The organism is Mycolicibacterium arenosum (assembly GCF_024320865.1).
GTDB classification, from domain to species: domain Bacteria; phylum Actinomycetota; class Actinomycetes; order Mycobacteriales; family Mycobacteriaceae; genus Mycobacterium; species Mycobacterium arenosum.
Genome location: NZ_JANDBD010000013.1, coordinates 45,854 through 72,053, shown reverse-complemented (window position 1 = coordinate 72,053; position 26,200 = coordinate 45,854). Strand labels below are relative to the sequence as shown.

Sequence of the window (26,200 nt, the reverse complement as noted above, 5' to 3'; positions counted from 1 at the left end):
GCGGGTTCCCACACGCAAGCCGCGCGGTTACAGCGGGGTGAGGCCGTGCTTGCGCTGCACGCGGCTGATCTGCTTGTCCTTCAGCAGTCGCATCGCGCTGCGCAACAGCAGCCGCGTCTGGTGCGGCTCGATGACGCCGTCGATGTAGCCGCGCTCGGCGGCGATCCACGGCGTCGCCAGGTTCTCGTTGTACCCCTTGATGAAGTCGGCGCGGATCTTCTGCACCTCGGGTGCCGTCGGATCCGGAAAGCGCTTCACCAGCAGCTGCGCCGCGCCCTCGGCACCGATCACCGCGATGCGCGCCGTCGGCCAGGCGAAGTTCAGGTCGGCGGTCAGCTGCTTGGACCCCATCACCGCGTACGCGCCGCCGTACGACTTGCGCACCGTGATCGTCACCTTCGGGATGTCGCACTCGACGACGGCGTTGAGGAACCGGCCGCCGCGCTTGATGATGCCGCCCTTCTCCTGCTCGACACCGGGCATGAAGCCGGGGGTGTCGACGACGAACACCAGCGGGGTGTTGAACGAGTCGCAGAACCGGATGAAGCGGGCGGCCTTGTCGGACGCCTCGTTGTCGATGGCACCCGACATGTACATCGGCTGGTTGGCGATGACGCCGACCGGCCTGCCGTCGACCCTCGCGAACGCGGTGATGATCGCCGGGCCCGCCTGCTCGGCCACCTCGAAGACGTCACCGTCGTCGAAGATCCGCAGCAGGATCTCGTGCATGTCGTAGGCCATGTTGTCGGAGTCCGGCACGATCGCGTCGAGCTCGAGGTCGTGCGGCGTGATCTCCGGCTCCAGGCCGGGGTTCACGATCGGCGGGTCGTCCCAGGTGTTGGCCGGCAGGAAGCTCAGGTAGTCGCGGACGTACTGGAACGCCGCCTCCTCGGACTCCACCACCTGGTGGATGTTGCCGTAGCGGGCCTGGGCATCGGCGCCGCCGAGCTCGTCGAGCGACACGTCCTCGCCCGTGACGTCCTTGATGACGTCCGGGCCGGTGACGAACATGTAGCCCTGGTCGCGGACCGCCACCACCAGGTCGGTCTGGATCGGCGAGTACACCGCGCCGCCCGCGCACTTGCCGAAGATCAGCGAGATCTCGGGCACCTGGCCGCGCAGCAGCTCGTGCCTGCGACCCAGCTCGGCGTACCAGGACAGCGACGTCGCCGTGTCCTGGATGCGGGCGCCCGCGGAATCGTTGATGCCGATGATCGGGCAGCCGACCATCGCCACCCACTCCATCAGCTTGGCCACCTTGCGACCGAACATCTCGCCGACCGAACCCTGGAACACCGTCTGGTCGTGGCTGAACACGCCGACCGGTCGACCGTTGATCTGGCCGTGCCCGGTCACCACGCCGTCGCCGAAGAACGCATTCGGATCACCCGGCGTCTTCGCGAGCGCGCCGATCTCCAGGAACGTGCCCGGATCCAGTAGCGAGTGGATGCGGGCCCGCGCCGACGGGATGCCCTTCTTGTCGCGGCGAGCCCTGGCCTTCTCGTCGCCTGGGTCCTTCGCGAGCTCGAGCTTCTCGCGCAGTTCGGCGAGCTTCTCCGCGGTCGTGTGGGCCTTGCTCGCCGTCGGCGTCTCGGTCACTTGTCCTCCGCCTGAATCCGGGTGATCGCCTCGCTCATGTGAGCGCCGACCTTCGCAATGTACGGCTCGTCGATGGCCTGGATGTGCTCGCCCCCGATCGGCACGACTTCCAGATCCTCGACGAATTCGCCCCACCCGCCGTCGGGCTGACGGATGGCGTATCGGGGCTCGAAGAAGATCGCGTCGTCGTGGTAGCGATCGGCCATGTAGAGCGTGACGTGACCGCCGTAGGGCTGGATCTCCGCGGTCTCGAGCAGGCGGTTGTCCAGGTAAGACGTGCGCTGGTGCTCGATGATGCCGCCGGGGATGTCGACGCCCGCTTCCCTGACCGCGTCCAGGACGAATCGCACCTGGCCGTCGTCGTCGAGTTGTTCGAGCTGCTCGTACGGAATCGGCGGGACCTCGACGTTGAAGGTGCGCGACGCGAACAGCGCGTAGCGGTCCCAGCGCGCGCGCATCTCCTCCTTGGTCTGCGGCACCTCCTCGCCGGGACGCACCATGTCGATGAGCCCGACGAACCGCACGTCGGCGCCCTCCCGCGCCAACCCGATGGCGCACGCGTAGGCGAGCGCACCGCCCAGCGACCAGCCGACCAGGATGTAGGGACCGTCGCCCTGGATCTCCCGCAGCTTCGGCAGGTACTCGGCCGCGCGCTCCTCGACGGAGCCCTCGACGCGTTCGAAGCCGTACATCGGGGTGTCGGCGGGCAGCCGCTTCAGCAGCGGCTCGTACACCACGGTGGAACCACCAGCGGGATGGAACACGAACACCGGGATCCGGTTCGATCCCTCGGGCCTGGCCCGGATCGTGCGGACGAAACCGTCGACCACACCGGCGTCCATCTCATCGCGCACCGCGACCGCCAGATCCTGGATGGTGCCGGCGGCCTTGACCTGCTCCGCGGTGATCGTGCCGTCGGCGCGCTCGGACAGGCGCTGCGCCATCTTCTCGGCGACCGCGTCGTCGATCGACGGCAGCTCGTTGAAGATGCCGCCCGGCGACTTGCCGGTGACGATCGCCCACGTCGCGAACGTGACGCGTTCGGCGGCGTCGCGCGGCGGCACGTCGGCGCCGAGCGCCTCGGTCACCGCCTCCCGGGTCAGCACGGACGCCGCGGCCTTCGCGGCGCTCTGCTTCGCCTCCGCCGACGGAGTCGGCAATCCAGCCTCCGCCGACGGAGTCGGCAATCCAGCCTCCGCCGACGGAGTCGGCAATCCAGCCTCCGCGGTGGGACCGGCCGGATTCGTCGGCGGCGCCGGGACACCGGGGCCGGCCGGATCGGTTGGCGGCGGCGGGATCTGGAACTCCGTGCTCTTGGGCGCGGGCTCGGCGGTGCTCTCGGCCTCGGTGCTCTCGTCCTTGGTCTCGCCCAGCGCGTGGCCCGCCTCGGCCAGCTTGGCCTCGAGCTCGGCGACCGTGGTCGCGCCGCCCATCAGCTCGGCCTGCGCGGCGGCGATCTCCTCGGCGGTCTGCCCCTTCTGCGTCTCGGCGATCTGATCGACCTCGTCGCGGTGCTCGATGGCGTACTCGATGAGCTTCTCGACCGCGTAGAGGTTCGCATCGCGCACCGCCGTCAGCTGGATCGGCGGCAGATCGAAGTCGTACTCGACACGGTTCTTGATCCGCACCGCCATCAGCGAATCGAGGCCGAGCTCGATGAGCGGCACCTCCCACGGCAGGTCCTCGGGCTCGTAGCCCATGGCACTGCCGACGATGGTGCCCAGGCGCTCGCCGATGGTCTCACCGGAATCGGCCGACCACTTCTTGAACCCGGCGGCCAGCCCGGCGCCGGCGGTGAGGTTGTCCTGCAGGATCGCCGGAGCCGCCCCGGCGGCGACATCGGATCCAGCGTCGTCTCCTAGTGGAGCCTGCTGTGCCGCAATCGAATCCGTCGCGATGGCGACCGCGCTGCTCGCACCTACGGCCGAGGGCAGCACCGTTGCGGCACCGCCGCGCGTCACTATCGCGTCGTAGACGAGCGTGAACGACTCGTCGATCCGCGCGTGCACCTGCACGGTCGCCCCACCGGGGTGCCGGGTCAGCGTGGTGACGAGCCGCGCGTCGTCGGCCGGAACCGCGCGCTGCTCGAAGGCGGTCAGTCGGGCATCTGGAAGCACCTGCGCAGCAGCGGTTTTCACCAGCATCGCGAGGTCGGTGGCGCCGCGCGGCGCGTACTCCCAGACGTGCCTGCCGTCCGGCGTGGCCACGTGGCCACCGGGCAGCACCGCAGCGCTGTCGCCGGCGAAGTGGACGTCGAGCCAGTGCGGCTTGCGCTTGAAGCGGGTCGGCGGGATGGCGGCGAAATCCCCACGTGTGAAGAGCGTGCGGAAGTCGAGGTCGTGGCCGTGCACGAACAGCGTCGCCATGGCCGTGGTCATCGAGTCGACCTCGTCCTGCTTGCGCGCCAGCGTCGCGATCAGCTGCGCGTCGTGCAGACCGGCCGACGCCGTCGTCAGCCCAACCTGCATGAGCGCCACCGGGTTCGGGGCGAGCTCGAGGAAGGTGGTGTGCCCGTTGTCGACGGCGTTGCGGATGCCGTGCGTGAAGTACACGCTGTGCCGCAAGCCCTTCTTCCAGTAGTCGACGTCGTGGATCGGGTCCGCGCCGGCCCGGATCAGCTGCCCCTCGTGCACCGTCGAGTAGTAGGCGGTCTGCAGCGGGTGCGCCTCGATGCCCTGGATCTCGGCGGCCAGTTCACCCAGCAGCGGATCCATCTGCTGAGTGTGGCTGGCGCCCTTGGTCTGGAACTTGCGCGCGAACCGGCCCTCGGACTCGGCGCGCGCGATGATCGCATCGACCTGCTCGGGCGGGCCGCCGATGACCGTCTGAGTGGGGGCCGCGTACACGCAGACCTCGAGGTCCGGGAAGTCGGAGAAGACGGTCTTGATCTCGTCGGTGGAGTACTCGACGAGCGCCATCAGGCGGATGTACTCGCCGAACAGCATCGCCTCGCCCTCGCCCATCAGGTGGGCGCGCGAGCAGATGGTGCGGGTGGCGTCCTCGAGGGACAGCCCACCGGAGAAGTACGCCGCAGCTGCCTCCCCGAGCGACTGGCCCACCAGCGCACCGGGTTTCGCGCCGTGCGCCTTGAGCAGCTCGCCGAGGGCGACCTGGATCGCGAAGATCACCGTCTGGGTGGTCTCGATGCCGTAGTCCTGCGAGTCGTCGAGGATCAGCTCGACCACCGAGTACCCGCGCTCGTCCTGCACGTAGGCGTCGACCTTGTTGATCCACTCCGCGAACGTCTCGTCACGCAGGTACAGGCTCTTGCCCATCTTGCGGTGCTGGGCGCCGAAGCCGGCCAGCACCCACACCGGGCCGTTGGTCACGGGGCCGTCGGCGGTGATCACCAGCGGGTTCGGCTTGCCGTCGGCGAGTGCGCGCAGACCCTTGACGGCTTCCTCGTGGTTGTGCGCGAGAACCACTGCGCGCGAACGGCCGTGGTTGCGCCGCGACAGCGAGCGGCCGATGGCCTCCAGCGACGTCCCCCGCCCCGCGGGTCCTTCGATCCAGTCGGCCAGCTCGGCCGCGGTGGCGCGCTTGCGCGAGGTCAGGAAGCCCGACACCGCGAGCGGGACGATCTTCTCGGTGGGCTCGGCCGCTTCGGCCGCCGCCAGTTCCTCGCGGGCCACCTCGAGCAGGCGCAGCGCCTCGTCGGTCAGACCCGGCAGCTCGTGCTCGTCGTCGTAGGCGGCCGGGCGGTCCAGACCGTCGTCGTCGTCGATGAACTCGCCGTACTCGTCCATCCGCACGCCGCCCACGTACGTGGCGTTCGCAGCGGCACCGTCCGACTTGTCTTCGGCAACAGGAGCTTTCGGCTCCGGTTCGATGAGGTCGGTCGGCAGTACCTGTCGCAGCACCAGGTGCGCGTTGGCGCCACCGAAGCCGAAACCGGAGACGCCGGCGATGGCGATCCCGCTGTAGCGCGGCCAGTCGGAGACGGTGTCGTTGACCTTGAGGCGTTCCTTCTCGAAGTCGATGTACGGGTTGGGCCCGGTGTAGTTGATCGACGGAGGCAGCTTGTCGTACTTGAGCGCCAGCGCCATCTTGGCCAGGCTGGCCGCGCCCGCGGCCGATTCCAGATGGCCCACATTCGATTTCACCGCACCCAGGAGCGCGGGCTTGTCCACGCTGCGGCCGCGCCCGATCACCCGGCCGAGGGCGTCCGCCTCGATCGGATCACCGAGGATGGTGCCCGTCCCGTGCGCCTCGATGTAGTCGACGGTCTTGGGATCGATGCCCGCGTCGTGATAAGCCTTGCGCAGCACCGCTTCCTGAGCATCCGGGTTCGGAGCCAGCATGCCGTTGGAACGGCCGTCGTGGTTGACGGCGCCACCGGCGATGACGGCGAGGATGTCGTCGCCGTCGCGGCGCGCGTCCTCGAGTCGCTTGAGCACGACCACGCCGCCGCCCTCCGAGCGGGCGTAGCCGTCGGCGTCCTGGGAGAAGGACTTGATCCGTCCGTCGGGAGCGAGCACGCCGCCGACCTCGTCGAAGCCGAGCGTTACCAACGGGGTGATCAGCGCGTTCACGCCGCCGGCCACCACCACGTCGGCGTCGCCGGCGCGCAGTGCCTTGATGCCCTCGTTCACCGCGACGAGCGACGACGAGCAGGCGGTGTCGATCGACATCGACGGGCCGCGGAAATCGTAGAAGTAGGACACCCGGTTCGCGATGACGGCGCTCGAGTTTCCGGTGATCGCGTAGGGGTGAGCGACCGCCGGGTCGGCGACCGACATGAACATGTAGTCGTTGACGGAGCTGCCCAAGAACACGCCGACGCTCTCGCCGCGCAGGCTCGATGCCGGAATCCTGGCGTGCTCCAACGCTTCCCAGGTGAGCTCGAGCGCCATGCGCTGCTGCGGATCGATGTTGTCCGCTTCCATCTTCGACAGTGCGAAGAACTCGGCGTCGAAGCCCTTGATGTCCTTGAGGTAACCGCCGCGGGTACGGGCCTTGGCAACGCGTTCGGCGATGCGGGGCTCGGAGGTGAACTCCGACCACCGACCCTCGGGAAGATCGGTGATGGCGTCGCGGCCCTCGAGCAGCGCCTGCCACATCTCGTCGGGCGTGTTGATGTCGCCGGGGAAGCGGGTGCCGATGCCGATGATGGCGACGTTGGTGCGTCCCTCGTCCACGTCGCGTGACCAGTCCTCGTCCGCGGCGTCCTCGACCTCGGGTTCGCCCTCGACGATCACGGTTGCGAGCGACTCGATGGTCGGGTGCCGGAAGGCCATGGTGGCCGTCACGACGACACCGGTGTAGTCCTCGATGTCGCTGGCCATCGCCACCGCGTCACGCGAGGCCATCCCCAACTCGATCAGCGGTGCGGACTCGTTGACCGAGTCCGGCGAGGTGTTCGTCGCGTTGGCGACCCAGTTGCGCATCCACTCGCGGAGCTCGGGCACGGAGACGTGGGTTCGCGGAGCCGCCCCGGCGGCGACATCGGGCTGCGGAGCCGCTCCGGCGGCGACATCCGGCTGCGGAGCCGCTCCGGCGGCGACATCCGGCTGCGGAGCCGCCCCCAGTTCTGCCGGCGAATTATCCTGCGGTTCAGTCATGTTCGTTCACTTTCGCCGATCTTCGACGACCCAGTCGGTCCGGTCGTGTTGAGTCAGTCCTTCTCGTCCGGGAAGTCGTTGGCGATCTTCCCGGCGCGCAGGCTGCCGTCGAGGTACGCGGCTCGGCAGGCGCGCCTGCCGATCTTGCCGCTGGAGGTGCGCGGGATGGCCCCCGCCGCGGTGAGCAGCACGTCGCGCACCGTCACGCCGTGCCGCACGGCGATGGCCGCTCGGATGTCATCGGTGATCGGCCCCTGGTCGAGCTTGTGGGCGCCGGGTGCCCGCTCGCCGACGATGACGAGCTGCTCGCTGGTATCGTCGGGGTCTCGCTTCAGCCCGGCGTGCGCGTTCTCGAACACCTCGTCGGGCAGCTGGTTGGCCGGCACCGAGAACGCAGCGACGTAACCGACGCGCAGCGCCTTGGTGGCCTCCTGCGCCGAGTACTCGAGGTCCTGCGGGTAGTGGTTGCGGCCGTCGATGATCACCAGGTCCTTGACGCGGCCGGTGATGAACAGCTCCCCGTCGTGGAAGGCGCCGTAGTCGCCGGTGCGCACCCAGGTGGCGTCGTCGGCGGCGCCCTCGGCGTGCGACGGTGTGGTGCGCGACTTCAACAGGTTCTGGAAGGTCGCGACGGTCTCGTCGGGCTTGTTCCAGTACCCGACGCCCATGTTCTGGCCGCTGATCCAGATCTCACCGATCTGGCCGTCGGGCAGCTCCGCCGCCGACTCCGCGTCGACGATGACGGCCCACTCGGCGATCCCGACCTTGCCGGCACCGGCCTGCGCGACGCCGTTCTCAGCGTCCTCGGGGACGACGACGAACGTGCCGGTGTTCAGCGCGGCGCGGTCGACGTGGACGATCGTCGGCGTGCCGTTGATCGGGGTGGTGGAGACGAACAGCGTCGCCTCGGCCAGTCCGTAGGACGGCTTGATGGCCTCCGGCTTGAACCCGTACGGGCTGAAGGCCTCGTTGAAGCGGCGCACCGTGGCCGCCGAGATCGGCTCGCTGCCGTTGAGGATGCACTTCACGTTCGACAGGTCGAGCGGCGGTTCGTCGTCCTTCGGCAGGCCGCGGGCCGCGGCGTGGTCGAACGCGAAGTTCGGAGCGACCGAGATGACCCCGCCCGTGTCCTCGGGCTTGCGCGCCATCTCCCGGATCCAGCGACCGGGCCTGCGGACGAATGCGGCGGGCGTCATGAACGTGAAGAAGTGTCCGATCATCGGCGCCAGTAGCGCGGTGATGAGCCCCATGTCGTGGAAGAACGGCAGCCACGACAGGCCGCGGTCGCCCTCCTCGCCGTCGAGCGCCTCGATGATCTGCACGATGTTGGTGGCCACGCCGAGGTAGGTGATCTCGACGCCGGTCGGGATGCGCGTCGACCCGGACGTGTACTGCAGGTAGGCGACGGTGGTGTTGTCGACTTCGACGGGCACCCAGGTGGCGCCGACGTCGTCGGGCACCGCGTCGATCGCGATGACGCGGGGACGCTGGTTGGCGGGCCGGGACCGGAAGAACTTCCGGACCCCCTCAGCGGCGTCGGTGGTCGTCAGGATCGCCGTGGGCTGGCAGTCGTCGAGCACCGCGTGCAGGCGGCCGACGTGTCCCGGCTCCGACGGGTCGAACAGCGGCACGGCGACGCGGCCCGCGTAGAGCGTGCCGAACATCGCCACGATGTAGTTGAGGTTCTGCGGACACAGGATCGCGACCCGGTCGCCCTCCTCCGTCACCTGCTGCAGACGGGCGGCGACCGCGCGGTTGCGCGCGCCGAACTCGGCCCACGTCAGGTCGCGCGCGACGCCGTCGCGCTCGGTGGAGAAGTCGAGGAACCGGTACGCCAGCTTGTCGCCGCGGACCTTGGCCCATTTCTCGACGTGCTTGACCAGGTTGCCGTTATCCGGGAACTTGATCAGTCCGTCTTTCAGGAACGGGTTGTGAAAGCCCATTCTCGTTCTCCTGTCTCAGCGTCATTCGCATGACCGGCACATGGCCAAACCACAAGATCGTACCGAGGAGTAGGCGCTCACTCCGGTACCGCGGCGCGGACACCGTGGGCAAGCCGTCGGCTACTGCTCTTAAATATCTCTTAATGTTAGGTGACCTCGAACCACGAGGCCAAATCACCCGTGCTTCGGGCGCGGGGCGTTCTCGATGAGGCCGCGGGCCCAGTTCGCCGTCCACACCGGCGCGGTCTGACCGTCGAGCACCCAGAAGTCCGGGGTGCCGTACAGCGCGTGCACCGGCCGCCCGGCCGCCCCGATCAGCGTGTCGAGGGTCTGGGGCAGGTTGATGATCGAGAACGCCTCGGACGGCGCGGCGCAGATCAGGTCGCCCTCGGCGCAGATCTCGTTGGTCCGGTCGTTGAGGGCGCCGAAGCCACCCTCCCTCGGGCCGGTCATCGCCAGGCCCAACGTCGACAGCATCGGCACATCGGTCAGGGTGATCTCGGCGCCGTGGCCCGGCGGGTTGGGGCCGACCTCCTTGCCGACCCCCTCCTGGCGGCGGCCGTCGGCGATCAACGTCACACCGAGTACCAGGTCCTGGTCCACCGGGCCGCGGCCGTTGCCGATGTCGCTGGCGATGTCACCGGCGATCACGGCGCCCTGCGAGAAGCCGACGATCACGTAACTGGTCAGCGGGCAGCGGGTGTTCAGTTCGGTCATGAAGTCGACGGTCCGCTGCTTGCCCTCGGCGCGGCTGTCGTTGTAGGACATCTGCCCGTCGGCCGAGAACGGATTGTGGAACTGCGCGGTGTACGGCGTCGTCCACACCCCGAGCCGACCGTCGTCGAACCCACCGCGGATCGGGTTCGTCACGTTGAGGAGCAGCGCGATGGGGAACTGCGTCGGGTTCAGCGGATCCATCTGCGGCGACGACTCCCAGGTCCCCGGAATGGAGACCATCTGCACGTCCGGGCAGCTGGCGTCCTGGAACTCCGGCCGCGGCTTCGAACCGGGCGTCGTCGGGATCGTGCTCGTCGACGTGCCGGGCCCGCCCGCCGTCGGGGGCGGCTTCGGGGATTCCGGCTGGCGCAGCCAGACGACCACGGCCGCGACGACGACGGCGACGAGCACCGTGACGGAGGCGGCAGCCGCCAATCCGAGAATGCGATGCCGCTTCGTGCGGCTGGTGTTGGCTGAATTTCCCATGAGGGTTGTGCTTATGTCCTAGCAGAGCTTGTCGGTTGCGATGCGAATGTAGTCGGCGGTCACCGAGTTCACCTCACCCGCAGGTGGCGGGGCCACCGTGCTGTGCGAGTCGCGCACGTCGCCGCGCACCATCGGCAGGACGAAATCCCACACGGCCTGATCGGTCTGATTGGCTGCACGGGCCTGGCACACGTAGGACCCGATGCTGAGGGCGACGAGCTCCCCCGACGGCCTCACCCCCGCGGCGGTGAGCGCATCGAGGTAGGCGCGCTGGTGCGGGTTGACGACGAGGGCCGGCTCATCGCCCGGCGGCTGCCCCAGCGACTGCAGGCCGGATCCGATGGACGCCGACTGCGATGTCGTGATGCCCATCCCGGTGATGACACCGTCGTCCATGCCGCATCCGGAGGTGAGCAGCGCAGCACACGCCACCAGTGACAGGTGACCGGTAGCCAGTCCTGCTGTCAGCTTGGGGTCGAGTCGCACGTTTCCAAGGTACCGGCTGTCTGGACCGGCCCTGGGTTGGCTTTGCTGAGAACGCAGGACTGCTCGTGGTGAAACGCCGCTAGGCGATCGCGGCGACGAGGTCACCCGACAGGGCGCCGAGCTGCGGGCCCCAGGTGCCCCAGTCGTGCTGCCCACCGGCCGGGAAGTCGAAATGGCCGTTGCGCCCGCCGACGGCCCGGTAGTGCTGATAGAAGCTGCGGTTGCTGCCCTGCGCTTGGTCGCAGTAGCCGATCATCGCCGCGGGATCGCTACACGTCAGCGTGGACGGGCTGAAGACCCAGAGCCGAGTGTTGTTCTGCGCCAACAGTGCAACGTGCACATCCGGGTCGTGCCACTTCCACCGGCCGAGCTGCGCGGCCCCCCACATCGCCTGGGTGTTGACGCCGCCGAACTGCGCCAGGCCCGCCGTGATGGCGCCGTTCATCGTCGTCGCCGACGGGGTCATGAAGCCGGAGAACGAACCCGCGTAGCGGAAGCGGTCGGGGTGGAACGCCGCCAGCGTCACCGCGGCGGTCCCGCCCTGCGCGGCGCCGACCACACCGTGGCCGCTGGGCGCCAGGCCCTTGTTCGCGGCCAGCCAGTTCGGCAACTCGTCGGCCAGGAACGTCTCCCACTGCTTGGAGCCGTCGGCTTCCCAGTTGGTGTACATGCTCCAGGCGCCGCCGGCAGGCGCCGCCACCGAGACGCCCTTGCCAGCGAACGTGGCGAATCCGCCGGCCCCGACCCAGTTGCTGACGTCGGGTCCGCCGTTGAACGCGTCCAGGAGGAACACCGCGTGCGGGCCACCGGCCTGGAACGCCACCGGGATGTCACGGCCCATGGCACCCGAGGGCACCATGAGCATCTCGACGCCGTCCGCCCTGGCGACCTGCGGGCTCGCAATCCACAGCCCGGCGGTCAGCGTGACCGCGGCCATCGTCCGGAGCAGTATCGAGAGCAGTCTCATACCCACCTCTTGCAGAATTCGATTCGGAGTCGGTGGTCAGTCAAACACATCCGACTCCGGCGTTCGCTGAAAACGAAGCGCTCCGAGGGCTACGCCGCGGGCGTCGCGTTCAGCACCCGCTGAATGTCCGGCTTCATCTGCTGCAGTTGCTGGCCCCAGTAGCCCCAGGAGTGCGTGCCGTTCTGCGGAAAGTTGAACACCGCGTTCCTGCCTCCGGCGGCGAGGTAGTTGTCCTGGAACGTCCTGTTGGTGCGGATCGTCAAGCCCTCGAGGAACTTCGCGTTGAACAGGTTGCCCGAACTGCTGCCCGCATCGAGATCCGACGGCTTGCCGTCACCGCAGTACACCCACACGCGGGTGTTGTTCGCGACGAGCGTCTGCAACTGGACCATCGGATCGTTGCGCTTCCACGCGTTGTCCGCGTCACCGGTCTTGCCCCACATGTCGTCGGCCTTGTACCCCCCGGCATCGCCCATCGAGAGGTTGACCAGCATCGGCCACCACCCCTCGGACAGGTTGAGGAAGCCCGACAGCGACCCGGCGTACTGGAACTGGTTCGGGTGGTAGACCGCCATCGTCAACGCCGCCGATCCGGCCATCGACAGGCCGATCGCCGCGTTGCGCGTCGCGTCGACCCCCTTGTTGGCCGACAGGTAGGCGGGCAGTTCCCGGCTCAGGAACGTCTCCCACTTGTAGGTCTGGCAGCCGCCGGTCTTCTTGCTGCAGGCCGGCTTGTACCAGTCGGAGTAGAAGCTGGACTGGCCGCCGACGGGCATGACGACCGACAGGCCCGAGCCCTCGTACCACTCGAACGCCGCGGTGTTGATGTCCCAGCCGTTGAAGTCGTCCTGGGCGCGCAGACCGTCGAGCAGGTACACGCCCGGCGAGTTGGCGCCGCCGCTCTGGAACTGGACCTTGATGTCGCGGCCCATTCCCGCCGACGGTACGGCGAGGTACTCAACGGGTAACCCCGGACGCGAGAACGCGCTCGCCGTCGCCTGCTGACCCGCGACGCCGATGAGCGCGGGGAGCAGCACGGCGACCGCCGCGACACTCCACATCTTCCCGAAAAATCCCATGGAGGTACCCATCCCGTTCGTCGTCGTCAGCCGCAGCGCCGGACCGGTAATCCCTTGAGGGACAGCGGCGTTGCGTGTGTATCCAACCACACCGACGGGCGGGTCGCCGCCCGGCCGCTCAGCCGTTGAGCGTGCGAATCAGATCGGGCTTGAGCGTCTGAAGCTGCGTGGCCCAGTAACTCCAGGAGTGGTTCCCCTCAGGTGGGAACACGAACGTGGCATTGCTGCCGCCGGCCTTGTTGTACTTCTCCTGGAACTTCTTGTTGCTGCCGATGGCAAGCGATTCCAGGTTGTCGGCGTTGAACCGCTGGCTCGGGTCGACGTCCTCGGCGAGCGGGCCGCCGCCGGGTGCGCAGTAGATCCAGAGCCGAGTGCCCGCCGCGACGATGCGGTCGACCTGCTCGACGGGATCGTTGCGCTTCCACGCCTCGTTCCACGGCAGGCCCCACATGTTGTCGACGTTGTAGCCGCCGGCGTCGAGCATCGCGAACCGGATGGCCTGCTTCATGAACAGCGTCGAGGGATTGAGGAAGCCCGACAGCGCGGCCGCGTAGCTGAACACCTGGGGGTGATACGACGACAGGATCAGCGAGGAGCCGCCCGCCATCGACAGGCCGACGACGGCGTTACCCGTCGGGGACACGTTCTTGTTCGCGGCGAGCCACTTGGGCAGCTCACCGGTGAGGAACGTCTCCCACTTGTAGGTGTAGGTCTGGCCGTTGCGGTTCGACGGCGAGTACCAGTCGGTGTAGAAGCTCGACTGCCCGCCGACCGGCATGACGACGGCGACACCCGAGTCGTTGAACCACTCGAAGGCCTGGGTGTTGATGTCCCAGCCGTTGAAGTCGTCCTGCGCGCGCAGCCCGTCGAGGAGGTAGACCGCCTTCTCGGGTCCGGTCTCCACCGGCGGGACGATCCCCTGACCGTGTGCGACGGGGAGCGGCTGGCCGTCGGGCCCCAGCTCGGGCGGCGGTGCGACGACCGGCGCGCGGCCGGGCTGGTACTGGATGCGGATGTCGCGGCCCATCGACGCGGACGGGACGTCGAGGTACTCCACGGGCAGGCCCGGCTTGGAGAACGCCGCCGCGCGGGGAGCCCCGCCGGCAACCTCGCCGGCCACCAGGAACGCCGGGAGCAGTGCGACCGCGGCAAACATCGCGGGCATCCGTCGAAGACTGTTTCTCACGGCGAGGCGGAGCGATGGCAGCGATGTTCTGGCCATAGTCTGGTTCTTACCGTCCATTTCGTCCGTTCCGCGCGCCGTGCGCAGCGGATTTCGGTGCACAGCGCTGTGCAGGAGAGATTCGCTCGAACTGTTATCGGCCGAACGCGACCGGAGCGTTACTCCCACGGTAAGAAAAGCAGAGAACCCGACCGGCCGACAAATTCACGTGACGTGGGTCACGGTCCCGTTGCTGGCAAACCCGTGTACGGCGCTACCTTCGGCGCGGGCGGCTCCAGCCCGCAGCGGTACAACTCGTACATCGGCACCCGATCGATCCGGTACTCGGTGAACTGCCACGCGTGCAGCAGGTTGGAGAGGAAGCGGCGCGGCCCCATCTCACCCCGCACCGAGTTGAGCATGGCGTCGGTCTCCGGGCACGTCAACGCGACCTGCGCCTGCGCGATCCACTCGGGGTCCAGGTACGGCGGGATGAACGGGCGCTCCTTGAGGAACGGCCCCTCGGCCACCGCCCAGTCGGGGAACAGGTTCTTGTCGTGGCCGATCCGGCCGTCCTCGATGCGCGACGTGTGCATGGCGAGCGGATTCGCCAACCCGATCTGGTCGATGACGCGGACGTCGAGGCCGACGTTCATGCCGAGCATGCCGAGGTTGGTGAAGAACACCGTGTGCGGCGGAATGTAATCGGATGGTGCAGCCGAACCCGATCCCCCAGTCGCTTCGCTCCCGCCCTCCGGAACCGGCGGCGGGACCGCCGGCACCACGTCCCACTGGTCGTAGTTGCCAGACGGCAGCAGCAGCGCGCCGTCCGGAGTGTTGTTGATCGCCACCAGCACCGCTCGCATGCGCGGATAGTCGAGGTAGTCCGCGGCGGTCAGCGGGTGGGCGTGGCCGGTGGCCTGCGCGTAGAACTTCCGCTCGTCGACGATGCCGGACGCCGTCACCCGAGTGCCGTCGGCGCCCAGGCCGGGCGAGTTCGCCGCCCACAGCGCCCAGCCGATCACGGCGAGCCAGATCACGCCGGTGGCACCCGCCAGCAGGATGCCGGGGCCGCGCGTGGCTCTCGCGTTCTGCGGCAACACGATCGGAATGACGGCGACCGGGATCACCAGGCAGAAGATCGGCGTCAGCAGTACGCGGCCGTGCATGAAGTCGCCGCCCTGCCGGATCCAGTACACGGCCTGCACCACGCCGCTGACGACCATGAACACCACGATCGCGTTGGGACTCTGGACGATTCGGCGCAGGCGACCCTGGTTGCGGGCCGGCTGCTCGCGGATCCGGAGGGCAGGAGCGTAGCGACCGGGGGAATTGCCACTACCCCAGAGCAACCCGCGGACCGCGAGCAACAGCAGCGCCAGGCCGACGAGCAGGATCAGCGGCACCCACAGGAGGTACGGTCCGTTGAAGTTGGTCAGGTAGACGAAGCCCTGCTGCCATTTGGACCCGGTCGCGTCCTTGGCGACGGCGGTTCCCGGCGTCAACAGGCCGTAGTAGCCCATCCGGAAGATCTGATACGCCACGGGAAGCAGGCCGCCTGCGACGAAGACAACCGCCCGGCGGCGCCATCCACTCGCCGCGACGAACATCATCAGCAGGGCGCCGACACCGAGGAGTGCGAGTTCGGGACGCACCAGGACGCTCAGGCCCGCGACGAACGCAAGCGTCGCGTCGAAGCGCGCGCTGGTGGCGTCGTGCGGGTCGGGACCGGCGGGCGGGTTGCGGCGGGGCGCTTGCGACCAGCACACCAGCATCCACCACAGCAGGCCCAGATACGCCAGCACCAAACCGTTTTCGAGGCCCGAGGTCGCGAAGTCGCGGGCCGGCGGAAGAGCGATGTACACCAGGATGCCGGCGGGCAGCAGCACCGCGCGGCGGCCCTGCAGGCTCGGCGCGTACAACCGGCCGGTGCCGAGCATGACGAGCGCCACCCCGACGATGCTCAGCGTCAGCGCGAGGGTGAGGGCGACGTACTCGAGGCGCACCGGCCCGCCGATCCAGCCGCCGAGCGTTACCAGATAGGACCACGCCGTCGACGTGTTGGCCTCGATGCGCTCGCCCTTGTTGAACACGGGACCGTTGCCCGCCAACAGATTCCGCACGGTGCGCAGGACGATGAGGCCGTCATCGGCGATCCAGCGCCGCTGCCACGCCCCCCAACCGAACAGCACGGTGACGAGCAGCACGCCGATCCACAGGCTGATGCGGACCCTCGGGTCGTAGGGGAACGCCGGCCAGCGCGCGACTACGCGTGGCCTGACGCTGCTCGCCCGTCGCGCGGGGTCAGCTGAGGAGGACTGCGGCACCCAGGGTTCCGATCAGCGCGACCGCGAGCAGCTGCAGCACTCGGTCCTTCATGGCGATGTCCTCCGGTTCTCCGGCCATCCCCCCGTCCACATCGACCGCGTACCGCAGGATCGCGATGGTGAAGGGGATCATCGAGATCGCGAACCAGGATCCACCGGCGATCCGGTCGCGCTCGAAGGCCCACAGCCCCCAGCACACGACGACCGCGGTCGCCGACAGAGTCCAGACGAACCGCAGGTACGTGCTCGTGTACGCCTCGAGCGACTTGCGGATCTTGGCTCCCGTGCGCTCCGCCAGTTGCAACTCGGCGTATCGCTTACCCGCCACCATGAACAGCGATCCGAACGCCATCACCAGCAGGAACCACTGCGACAGCGCGATACCGGTCGCCGCGCCGCCCGCGATCGCGCGGATCAGGTACGCCGAGGAGACGATGCAGATGTCGAGCACCGCCTGGTGCTTCAGCCCGAAGCAGTACGCCAGCTGCATCACCAGGTACACCGCGATCACCAATGCGAGATTCGCTGCGGTGAACCAGGATAAGACCAGCGAGCCGGTCATCAGCACCGCCGCCAGCCCGTAGGCCAGGCCCTGCGGCACCACTCCGGCTGCGATCGGCCGGAAACGCTTGGTGGGGTGTTCCCGATCGGCTTCCACATCGCGGGCGTCGTTGACCAGATAGATCGACGAGGCCGCCATGCTGAACGCGACGAAGGCCAGTCCGGCTTTGATGAAGACGCCTCGGTAGTCGTCGGTGACGTCGCCGCCGAGGGCGAACAGCGGGGCCGCCAGCACCAGCAGGTTCTTCACCCACTGCCGCGGCCGCACCGCCTTGACGACCCCGGTGACGAGGTTCTTCGGCGGCGCGCCCGCCGCGGCCGGTTCCTCAGTCATCGGCCATCCTTCCCAGCCACTCGTTCCGACGCCGCGCCCACCGTCTTCGCGACCACGGTGCCCACCACGACACCGGTCAGCACGTCCGACGGGTAGTGCACGCCGAGCACCAGGCGTGACAACGCCATCGGCGGCACCAGCACGGCGGGCAGCGGCAAGCCCGTCACCCGGCCGAGCAGTACGGCGGCCGCGGTGGTGGACGTCGCGTGTGCCGACGGGAAACTCAATCGGCTGGGCGTCCCCACGTTGACGGTGATCGCCGGGTGATCGGGCCGGGTGCGCTTGACGACGCGCTTGATCACGACCGCCGCGGCGTGGGCCAGAAACGCGCCCAATCCCGCTGTCAGCCAAGCCTTCCGGCGACTCGGCTGGAGAACGGCGCCGAGCAGTGAGACACCGACCCAGCCGGCACTGTGCTCACCGAAGTGCGACAGCGCACGCGCGCCCGGCAGCACCCCCGGCCGGCCCGCGAGCGTCGACTGAACGGCGACGAGGATCGCGTCCTCGCCGTGCGGGGTCGCGGTGGGAAGGCTCACCTGACGGCTTCGGAGGACGGCAGCAGAACGGTCTCCCAGTTCTGCTTACTCGACAGCACCGGTAGCGCCTCTCGGTACACCTTGCGCATGCGATTGAACCTGCGGCCAAGTTGCACTTGACGTTTCGTCGACTCGCGAAGCAACTCGAACATCTTGTCGCGGTCACGCTGGCGGTACACCACACCGCGTCCGTCGGCGGTGGTGACGGTGACGCCGTCGACCTTGCACAGCGAGAACCAGCGGGCGTCCTGGGTCGCGACGTTGATCTGCGGGCGCTGGTGGTGCACCGGATCGTGCGGGCGCAGCTGGTGGACCACGCCGCGGGTCAGCCGGCTGCCGATGGCCAGCGGTCCCACCGGGATCTTCACCTTCCTGCGCCATTTCTTGTCCGACGGCGTCGGCAGCGCGGTCGCGCTCTCGAGCACGACGGCGTCGGGGAACTGCTGACGCATCGCGCGCACGTCCGGCAGCGCCGAATCGAGGATCGAGAAGATGTGATCGGGCCCGGCGAGGAAGTCGTCCATCGCCTTGTTCTGGATGGCGACCGTCGAATACTCCAGGCACAGCAGGTGTTTGATCGTCGCCTTCATGTGGCTGGCGATCAGGCCGCGGATGTTGCCATCCCAGTGCATGGCCGCCACCACTAGCCGGTTGCGCAGGTGGAAGTACGCCTGCCAGTCGATGGCGTCGTCCTTGTCACTCCACGCCATGTGCCAGATGGCCGCACCGGGCAGTGTCACGGTCGGATAGCCGTGCTCACCGGCGCGCAGCCCGTACTCGGCATCGTCCCACTTGATGAACAACGGCAGCGGCTGGCCGAGTTCCTCGGCGACCTGCCGCGGGATCATGCACATCCACCAGCCGTTGTAGTCGACGTCGATGCGGCGGTGCAGCAGCCTGCTGCGCTCGCTGTCCTCGTCGTTGAGCGGATACTTCGCGAAGTTGTGGTCGTACTCGGTGTTGACCGCGTTCGTCCACATGAAGTTCGACGCGTCGACCATCTCGCCCATGACGTGCAGGTGGCTCGGTTCCTGCAGGTTGAGCATCTGGCCGCCGACCAGGGTCGGCGTCTTGGCGAAGCGGTTGAACGCGAGTGCCCGCAGGATCGAGTCGGGCTCGATGCGAATGTCGTCGTCCATGAACAGGATCTGTTCGCAGTCGGTGTTCTTCAGCGCTTCGTACATGACGCGGCTGTAGCCGCCGGAACCGCCGAGGTTGGGCTGGTTGTGGATCGTCAGCCGGGTGCCGAGCGCTGCCGCCGCGGCATCGAAGCCGGGGTGATCCTTGGCCTTCTTCGTCCCCTGATCGGACACGATGACGGCGCTGATCACCTCGTCCACCAACGAATCCGACGTCAGCGCTGCGAGCGCGTTGACGGCGTCCGACGGCCGGTTGAACGTCGGGATGCCCACGGCGACGTTGGCCCGGCCGGGAGCGGCCACCGGCGCGTACCACCCGGCGCTGTGCACGGTCGTCTTCGCGTCGGTGGTGACGTCGAACCAGATCCAGCCGCCGTCCTCGAACGTGTCGAGTTCGATCTCGAACTCCACCACCGCGGGCTTCTCGTCGACGCTCGTCGCCTCGGTGCCGCCGACGGTGATGCGTGCGCCCGTCGCCTTGGAGCGATAGACGTCGACCCGCGCGCTGCCGGTCAGTTCGACGCGGAGCACGACCGAGGTCAGCGTCGACCACCGACGCCAGTAGCTCGCCGGGAACGCGTTGAAGTACGTCGCGAACGAGACCTCGGAGTCGGTGCCGATCTCCAGCGTCGTGCGTGTCGGGGCGTGCGCGCGCCGCGCGTTCGTCGTGGATTCCTCGATGTAGAGCTTGCGCACGTCGAGGGGCTCGCCGGGGCGCGGCAGGATGATGCGCGACAGCAGGCTGACGGCCTTCGTCTCGCCGCTGTCGAGCGCGCCCGACGGGATGTCGTCACTCATGGGGTACTGCTTTCTCCGTTGTCCGGATCGACAAGCGCACTGCCATCTCGAAGATGGGGCGCGAGCGTGTTGTCGTACATGTTCAGGGCGCTCGCGATGGCCATGTGCATGTCCAGGTACTGGTAGGTGCCCAACCGGCCGCCGAACAGCACCCTGGCCGACGCCGTCTCGGCGCGCGCCCGTGCCCGGTAGGTCGCGAGCAGGCGTCGATCCGATTCGGTGTTGATCGGATAGTAGGGCTCGTCGTCGTCATCGGCGAACCGCGAGAACTCCCGCATGATGACCGTCTTGTCGGCCGGGTACTCGCGTTCGGGGTGGAAGTGCCGGAACTCGTGGATCCGCGTGTACGGCACGTCGGCGTCGTTGTAGTTCATGACCGGCGTGCCCTGGAAGTCGCCGGTCGCCAGCACTTCGAGCTCGAAATCCAGCGTGCGCCAGCCCAGCCGGCCCTCGGAGTAGTCGAAGTAGCGGTCCAGCGGACCGGTGTACACGACGGGCGCGTTCGGCGACTGCGCGCGCAGTTCGTCACGGACCTCGAACCAGTCCGTGTCGAGCCGCACCTCGATGCGGTCGTCGGCGGCCATGTTCTCCAGCCAGGCGGTGTACCCGTGGACGGGCAGGCCCTCGTACGTGTCGTTGAAGTACCGGTTGTCGAAGGTGTAGCGCACCGGCAGCCGGGTGATGTTGGCCGCGGGCAGTTCCTTCGGATCGGTCTGCCACTGCTTGGCGGTGTAGTGCTTGACGAACGCCTCGTAGAGGGGGCGGCCGATCAGCGAGATCGCCTTCTCCTCGAGGTTCTGCGCGTCACCGGTGGCGATCTCGGCCGCCTGCTCCTTGATCAGCGCCCTGGCCTCGTCGGGCGTGAAGTACCGGCCGAAGAACTGGGACACCAACCCCAGTCCCATCGGGAACTGATAGGCCTGCCCGTTGTACATGGCGAAGACGCGGTGCTGGTAGCCGGTGAAGTCGGTGAACTGGTTCACGTAGTCCCACACCCTGGTGTTGGACGTGTGGAACAGGTGAGCGCCGTACTTGTGGATCTCGATGCCGGTCTGCGGCTCCGCTTCGGAGTAGGCGTTACCGCCGATGTGCGGTCGCCGTTCGACGACCAGCACGCGCTTGTCGAGCTGGGTTGCCACGCGCTCGGCGATCGTCAGGCCGAAGAACCCGGAGCCGACGATAATGAGGTCATACATCGGCAGTCAGGGTATCCGACCGGACCGGTCGGACCCGAACTCGTCCGCGCGTCGGGCCGGGTGACGGCAGGTCGCGATTCGCTCACGATTCCGCATCGTCACTCCAGACTCAGTAGTCACATCCGTACCATCGAGCAGGTCGGCATTCACCGAGTCCACCGATGGATTCGACAAGCCGGCTGACCGAAGACTTAACACACGTAGTCGAAAAGACTGTCGATGACACCGAGGAGACTTCCGTGCCGAACCGACGTCGACGCAAGCTATCGACGGCCCTGAGCGCAGTCGCCGCCCTGGCCGTCGCAAGTCCAGTTGCAGTGACCGCTCTGTCCGACGCCTCCAGCACGCCGGAGGCTGGCCCCCAGCACCGCGAGTTCGTGCAGGCCGCGCTGGTCACCGATCTGCCCAACGAACTGATCGGCGCCCTGTCGCAGGGCCTTTCGCAGTTCGGGATCAACCTGCCTCCGATGCCGACCGGCCTCCTGACCGGCTCGACCGGCGGACTGCCGACCTCCACCGGGTTGACCTCGCCGGGCCTGACCTCGCCGGGCCTGACCTCGCCGGGGCTCACCTCGCCTGGCCTGACCTCGCCGGGGCTCACGTCGCCGGGGCTGACCGCTCCGGGGTTGACCGCTCCGGGGCTGACCTCGCCTGAGCTCACCACGCCGGGGCTGACGACTCCGGGCCTGACCACGCCCGGTCTCACCACGCCGGGGCTCACGGCCCCCGCCGCGACGACTCCCGGCCTGACGGTGCCGCCGGTGTCCGCGACCGGACCCTCGCTGACCGACACGTCGCTGACGGCCCCCGGCCTGACGACGCCCGGCCTGACGACCCCCGGCCTGACGAACCCGTCGCTCACCAGCCCTACGGGCCTGACTCCCGGCCTCACGGGGGCCGGCGAGATCCCGATCTCCGATCCGATCGGGCTGGATCAGGGGCTGGGCTCCTACCCGATCCTCGGCGATCCGTCGCTGGGAGCCATGCCCGCCGCCACGTCGACCGGTAGTGGCGGCCTGCTCGGTGATCTCAGCAGCGCCGCGCAGACCCTCGGCGCCGGACAGGCGATCGACCTGCTCAAGGGCATGGTGATGCCCGCGATCACGTCGGCGATGCAGGGCGCCGTTCCCGCTGCGGCCGCTGCCGCACCGGCCGCCGCCGCGCCTGCCTAGACCTGCCGCGAAACGGCACCGCAGAAGCCGATCCCCCGACTCTGCGGTGCCGTTGCAGGCAGGGTGCACGCGACTTTTCTCGACAATGTTTGCCGTGTCGCAACACTGGTAACACCCGACACATACGTAACATCAGGCCGTGCCGTCACGCCGTCCTGCACCGCTGCTGTTCACCGCGTTCGCGGCGACGGTCGTCATGTTGCCGTGGGCGATCAACGGTGTGCCGACCGACGAACCGACGGCCGAGTCGCCGTTGGCAGCCGCTCCGCTCATCGTCGAACGCCCGCTGATCGTCGGCGGCGGCGAGACGATCCGCGACGTTCGCCAGGACACCCCCTTCTCACTCGTGGCGCTGACCGCCGCGGATCTGAGCGGCACCGAGGCGCGCGTGCGCGCCGCGAAGGCCGACGGCAGCTGGGGCCCCTGGTACACCGCCGAGGCATCCGGAGGCGTCGGCGAGGAGTCATCGGGGGTGACGGGCACCGAACCCGTGTTCGTCGGCCGCACCACCCACGTGCAGATCGCCGTCACCCGACCGGCGGGCGCGCCGGCGACCACCTCGACGCCCACCGCCTCCGAGGGCGGTCTCGGCTACGTACCCGCGAACGCCGAGGCGCCGCTCGGGCCGAACCTCAACGCGGTGCTCATCAGCCCGCCGGAGGCGCCGAGCGACATCACGCTGCCGACCGCGGCATCCGCACCCGGTCAGCCACCCGCGATCATCGACCGCGCACAGTGGGGCGCCAACGAAGCGCTCAAGTGTGGAAACGCCGTGTACGACAACGGTGTTCGGGCTGCCGTCGTGCACCACACCGCGGGCAGCAACGACTACGGACCAGGTGACTCCGCGGGCATCGTACGATCGATCTACGAGTACCACACCCGCACGCTGGGCTGGTGCGACATGGCCTACAACGCACTCGTCGACCGGTACGGCCAGGTCTTCGAGGGACGTGCGGGCGGCATGACCCGCCCCGTCGAAGGTGCCCACACCGGTGGCTTCAACGAGAACACCTGGGGCGTCGCCATGTTGGGCGACTTCACGTCGGTACCGCCGACTCCGATCCAACTGCGCACCACGGCCCGCCTCATCGGCTGGCGACTCGGCTTCGACCGCGTCGATCCCAGGGGCTCCGTCGCACTGGTGTCGGCGGGCGGCAACTTCACGCACTTCCCCAGGGGCAGCATCGCGACGCTGCCGACGATCTTCACCCACCGCGACGTCGGCGACACCGAGTGCCCCGGCAACGCCGCCTACGCCCAGATGGACCTGATACGCGACACCGCGGCGCGCTTCAACGCCCCGTTCGGCCCCGAGAGCCTCGCCGAATCCCTTCGCGGGGGAGCGATTTTCGACCGGTGGGCGAAGATGGGCGGCGAAGCCAGCCCGCTCGGCCAGCCCACCTCACCGGAGGCGGCCGGGAACGCGGACGCCCGCTACGTCACGTTCGAACGCGGCGCGGTGTACTGGTCACCGCAGAGCGGTGCCGAACCCGTCACCGGCGCCATCTACGAGGCCTGGGGCAAGCTCGGCTTCGAGCGCGGCGCACTCGGCCTGCCGACCAGCGCCGAGATCCAGGAACCCCAGTGGATCGTGCAGAACTTCCAGCACGGAACCCTCAACTTCGACCGCGAGAAGGGCACCGTCACCCGCGTGATCGACGGTGTCCCCGTGGAACTCCCGCCGTCCACCGCGGACGCACCCGCCCCCGTGCAACTGGAGCGTTTCACGCCGATCGCGCAGAGCTGAGATCTCCTACAGCCACCAGCGCTCGAGCACGCGGGCCAGCCCGTCGTCGCCGTTAGGGGTGGTGACCTCGTCGGCGACCGCCTTCACCTCGGGATTGGCGTTGCCCATCGCGACGCCCAGCCCGGCCCAGGTCAGCATCGGCATGTCGTTGGGCATGTCGCCGAAGGCCACCACATCCTCCGCGGCGATGCCGAGCGGACGCGCGACGGCGTCGACCCCACTGGCCTTGCTGATCCCGCGGGGCACCACCTCGATGAGGCCGTTGTTGGTCGAGTAGGTGATATCCCCGTGCGAGCCAACGTGTTCGGCGAGGAGCGCGGCCATCTCCCCGCTCGGCATGCGGGGCTTGCGGATCAGCAGCTTGACCGCGGGCGCGCTGAGGAGGTCGACGAGCGAGACCTCGGTGTTGTCGGGATTGAGCCACGCGTGCTCGTAGCCGGGTGAACTGACGAACTGCGGGGTGGCCGCGTCGTGCGCGCTGCGACCGACGCGTTCCACCGCGAGGCCGGCGCCGGGGATCACCCGCGCCGCCACGTCGGCCAACTCCGCCAGCTCGTCGGGCGAGAGCGTCCAGGTCTGCAGGATGCGGTCGGTCGCCGAGTCGTACACGACGGCGCCGTTCGCGCAGACGGCGATCGGGGCGAGGCCGAGTTGGTCGACCACCGGCGTGATCCACCGCGGCGGCCTGCCGGTCGCCAGCACGAAGTGGGCACCCGCCGCCACCGCGGCGTGCACGGCGGCGCGGGTGCGCGGCGTCAGCACTTCGTCCTCGTTGAGCAGCGTGCCGTCGACGTCGCTCGCGATCAGGGCCGGCAGCACTAGCTCGGTTCCGGTCTCTTGCGCGCCCGTTCGGCGAGTTCGGCTTCCTCGATGGCGCGCGCCTCGGCGGGCGTCGGCGCCGAGCCGCCCAGCCTGCGCGGCACCCAGTACGCGCCCGCGGGATGCGCGTAGCGGTCCTGCACGTCGTACAGGATCGTCGTCATCCGCGTCCGCAACTCGGTCATCACCTCATCGACGGTACCCGTCGGCTCGATCGGTGACCCCACCGCGACGGTGATCGGAATCTTCTTGCGGCCCAGGTTCTTCGGATGGTCCTTGGTCCAGATCCGGTGCGCACCCCAGACGATCAGCGGGACCACCGGCACCCCGGCCTCGATCGCCATCCGCGCCGCGCCGGACTTGAACTCCTTGAGTTCGAAGCTGCGGCTGATGGTCGCCTCCGGATACACCCCGACGAGTTCACCCTCCTTGAGGCGTTGCACGGCAACGGGATAGGCGTCGGAGCCCGATCGCCGGTCGACCGGAATCGTCTTGGAGTGCTTGATCAGGAAGTTGACGATCCTGACCTCCTGCATCTCCGCCTTGATCATGAAGCGCATTCGGCGTTTGCGATTGGTGGCGGCCAGCGCAGCGGGCAGGAAGTCGATGTAGCTGGTGTGGTTGATCGCGACCACGGCACCGCCTGTGGCGGGGAGGTTCTCGAGACCCTGAAAGGTGAGCTGGGTGCCGGAGGCCCGCACCACCGCCCTACCCGCGATCTCCATCCCGCGGAAGACCGGTTCCATGTCGCGCTACTCCGGCTCCGGGCCCGTCTGGTCACCGGTGTCACGCTGCGCGCGCCGCGCCGCCTTCTCGGCTGCCTCGTCGCGATCCATCTGGTCGGCCTCGGCGAGCGTCGGGGCGCCGCCACCCAGGCGATGGGGCACCCAGAACTCACCGGGCGGATGCGGGCCGTAGGCGTCCTGCGCCCGCTCCAGCAGGTGCTGCATGCGCGAGTGCAGCAGCGCCGTCAGCTCCGTCGGCGGCAGCGTCGGGTAGATCGGCTCGCCGACGGTCACCGAGATCGGCACCTTCGGTCGCCACATCTTGCGCGGGTGACCCTTCGTCCAGATGCGCTGCGCGCCCCAGATGACATGCGGGATGATCGGCACATCGGCGGCGATCGCCATTCGCGCGGCCCCCGACTTGAACTCCTTGATCTCGAAGCTGCGACTGATGGTGGCCTCGGGGTACACCCCGACGAGCTCGCCCTCCTTGAGCTTCAGGCACGCCTCCGAGAACGACGCCGCACCGCTGTCGCGGTCGACCGGGATGTGCCGGAAGCTGCGCATGAGAGGGCCGCTGACCTTGTGGTCGAAGACCTCCTTCTTCGCCATGAACCGCACCTTGCGACCGCGGCCCTGCTCGTAGGCGGGTAGCCCGGCGAAGGTGAAGTCGAAGTAGCTGGTGTGGTTGATGGCGACCACGGCACCGCCCGTCACCGGCAAGTTCTCCACGCCGGTCACCGTGAACTTCAGCCCCTGCGCCCGCCAGATGAGGCGGGCCAGCGCGATCGCTGTCCCGTATACCGGTTCCACCACACTCCGCAGCGTAGTCCGAGGCCCACG

18 protein-coding genes are annotated in these 26,200 nt (G+C 68.5%); 2 read left to right on the top strand and 16 right to left on the bottom strand.

The genetic code is table 11. From position 1 onward, the window contains the following. Nucleotides 1-27: 27 nt before the first annotated feature. The 13 genes from NM203_RS26930 to glf all read right to left on the bottom strand — a co-directional run bounded on the left by NM203_RS26930 (nt 28) and on the right by glf (nt 20,891). Nucleotides 28-1,599 (bottom strand): acyl-CoA carboxylase subunit beta, encoded by a 1,572-nt coding sequence (locus NM203_RS26930; RefSeq protein ID WP_255063671.1) that lies wholly within the window; start codon nt 1,597-1,599, stop codon nt 28-30. After that, nucleotides 1,596-6,986, bottom strand: coding sequence for a polyketide synthase Pks13 (pks13, locus tag NM203_RS26925; protein WP_408633428.1), 5,391 nt, complete (start codon nt 6,984-6,986; stop codon nt 1,596-1,598). Before pks13 ends, NM203_RS26930 begins: the two co-directional genes overlap by 4 nt. A 227-nt stretch (nt 6,987-7,213) precedes the next feature. Beyond that, complete coding sequence (gene fadD32 / locus NM203_RS26920) at nt 7,214-9,103, bottom strand: long-chain-fatty-acid--AMP ligase FadD32 (protein ID WP_255063669.1); 1,890 nt, start codon at nt 9,101-9,103, stop codon at nt 7,214-7,216. Between the two features lie 174 nt (nt 9,104-9,277). Beyond that, on the bottom strand, nt 9,278-10,306 hold the full coding sequence (culp6, locus tag NM203_RS26915) for a carboxylesterase Culp6 (RefSeq protein WP_255063668.1): 1,029 nt from the start codon (nt 10,304-10,306) through the stop codon (nt 9,278-9,280). An 18-nt stretch (nt 10,307-10,324) separates the two neighbouring features. Next, nucleotides 10,325-10,792 carry a DUF732 domain-containing protein gene (locus tag NM203_RS26910; protein ID WP_255063667.1) on the bottom strand — a complete coding sequence of 156 codons (468 nt, stop codon included), beginning with the start codon at nt 10,790-10,792 and terminating at the stop codon, nt 10,325-10,327. Between the two features lie 79 nt (nt 10,793-10,871). Then, nucleotides 10,872-11,759 (bottom strand): alpha/beta hydrolase-fold protein, encoded by an 888-nt coding sequence (locus NM203_RS26905; RefSeq protein ID WP_408633426.1) that lies wholly within the window; start codon nt 11,757-11,759, stop codon nt 10,872-10,874. An 89-nt stretch (nt 11,760-11,848) separates the two neighbouring features. Next, nucleotides 11,849-12,838: an esterase family protein gene (locus tag NM203_RS26900; protein WP_255063666.1), complete on the bottom strand. Its 990-nt coding sequence runs from the start codon at nt 12,836-12,838 to the stop codon at nt 11,849-11,851. Nucleotides 12,839-12,956: 118 nt separating this feature from the next. After that, on the bottom strand, nt 12,957-14,003 hold the full coding sequence (locus NM203_RS26895) for an alpha/beta hydrolase (RefSeq protein ID WP_255063665.1): 1,047 nt from the start codon (nt 14,001-14,003) through the stop codon (nt 12,957-12,959). Between the two features lie 236 nt (nt 14,004-14,239). Continuing rightward, the gene (zomB, locus tag NM203_RS26890) at nt 14,240-16,327 is read right to left on the bottom strand and encodes a terminal beta-(1->2)-arabinofuranosyltransferase (protein WP_308212854.1); all 2,088 of its coding nucleotides are present in this window, start codon (nt 16,325-16,327) and stop codon (nt 14,240-14,242) included. Next, nucleotides 16,305-17,222 carry a decaprenyl-phosphate phosphoribosyltransferase gene (locus NM203_RS26885; protein ID WP_255063664.1) on the bottom strand — a complete coding sequence of 306 codons (918 nt, stop codon included), beginning with the start codon at nt 17,220-17,222 and terminating at the stop codon, nt 16,305-16,307. Before NM203_RS26885 ends, zomB begins: the two co-directional genes overlap by 23 nt. After that, the gene (locus NM203_RS26880; protein WP_255063663.1) at nt 17,219-17,758 is read right to left on the bottom strand and encodes a phosphatase PAP2 family protein; all 540 of its coding nucleotides are present in this window, start codon (nt 17,756-17,758) and stop codon (nt 17,219-17,221) included. The genes NM203_RS26885 and NM203_RS26880 overlap by 4 nt, the downstream gene beginning before the upstream one ends. Further along, nucleotides 17,755-19,695 carry a glycosyltransferase gene (locus tag NM203_RS26875; RefSeq protein ID WP_255063662.1) on the bottom strand — a complete coding sequence of 647 codons (1,941 nt, stop codon included), beginning with the start codon at nt 19,693-19,695 and terminating at the stop codon, nt 17,755-17,757. The genes NM203_RS26880 and NM203_RS26875 overlap by 4 nt, the downstream gene beginning before the upstream one ends. Then, entirely contained in the window at nt 19,692-20,891 is a 1,200-nt protein-coding gene (glf, locus tag NM203_RS26870) for a UDP-galactopyranose mutase (RefSeq protein WP_255063661.1), read from the bottom strand. The genes NM203_RS26875 and glf overlap by 4 nt, the downstream gene beginning before the upstream one ends. Before the next feature lie 239 nt (nt 20,892-21,130). Between glf and NM203_RS26865 the strand changes: the two genes are divergently transcribed. Beyond that, the gene (locus NM203_RS26865) at nt 21,131-22,063 is read left to right on the top strand and encodes a hypothetical protein (RefSeq protein ID WP_255063660.1); all 933 of its coding nucleotides are present in this window, start codon (nt 21,131-21,133) and stop codon (nt 22,061-22,063) included. A 139-nt stretch (nt 22,064-22,202) separates the two neighbouring features. Then, nucleotides 22,203-23,813, top strand: a complete 1,611-nt coding sequence (locus NM203_RS26860; protein WP_255063659.1) for an N-acetylmuramoyl-L-alanine amidase — start codon at nt 22,203-22,205, stop codon at nt 23,811-23,813. Nucleotides 23,814-23,819: 6 nt separating this feature from the next. Here NM203_RS26860 and NM203_RS26855 read toward each other — a convergent pair whose 3' ends face one another. The 3 genes from NM203_RS26855 to NM203_RS26845 are packed head-to-tail and all read right to left on the bottom strand — an operon-like array spanning nt 23,820 to nt 26,170. Next, entirely contained in the window at nt 23,820-24,632 is an 813-nt protein-coding gene (locus NM203_RS26855; protein WP_255063658.1) for an HAD family hydrolase, read from the bottom strand. Beyond that, entirely contained in the window at nt 24,632-25,378 is a 747-nt protein-coding gene (locus tag NM203_RS26850; protein ID WP_255063657.1) for a lysophospholipid acyltransferase family protein, read from the bottom strand. Before NM203_RS26850 ends, NM203_RS26855 begins: the two co-directional genes overlap by 1 nt. 6 nt (nt 25,379-25,384) lie before the next feature. Further along, nucleotides 25,385-26,170, bottom strand: a complete 786-nt coding sequence (locus tag NM203_RS26845) for a lysophospholipid acyltransferase family protein (protein ID WP_255063811.1) — start codon at nt 26,168-26,170, stop codon at nt 25,385-25,387. Nucleotides 26,171-26,200: the final 30 nt, after the last annotated feature.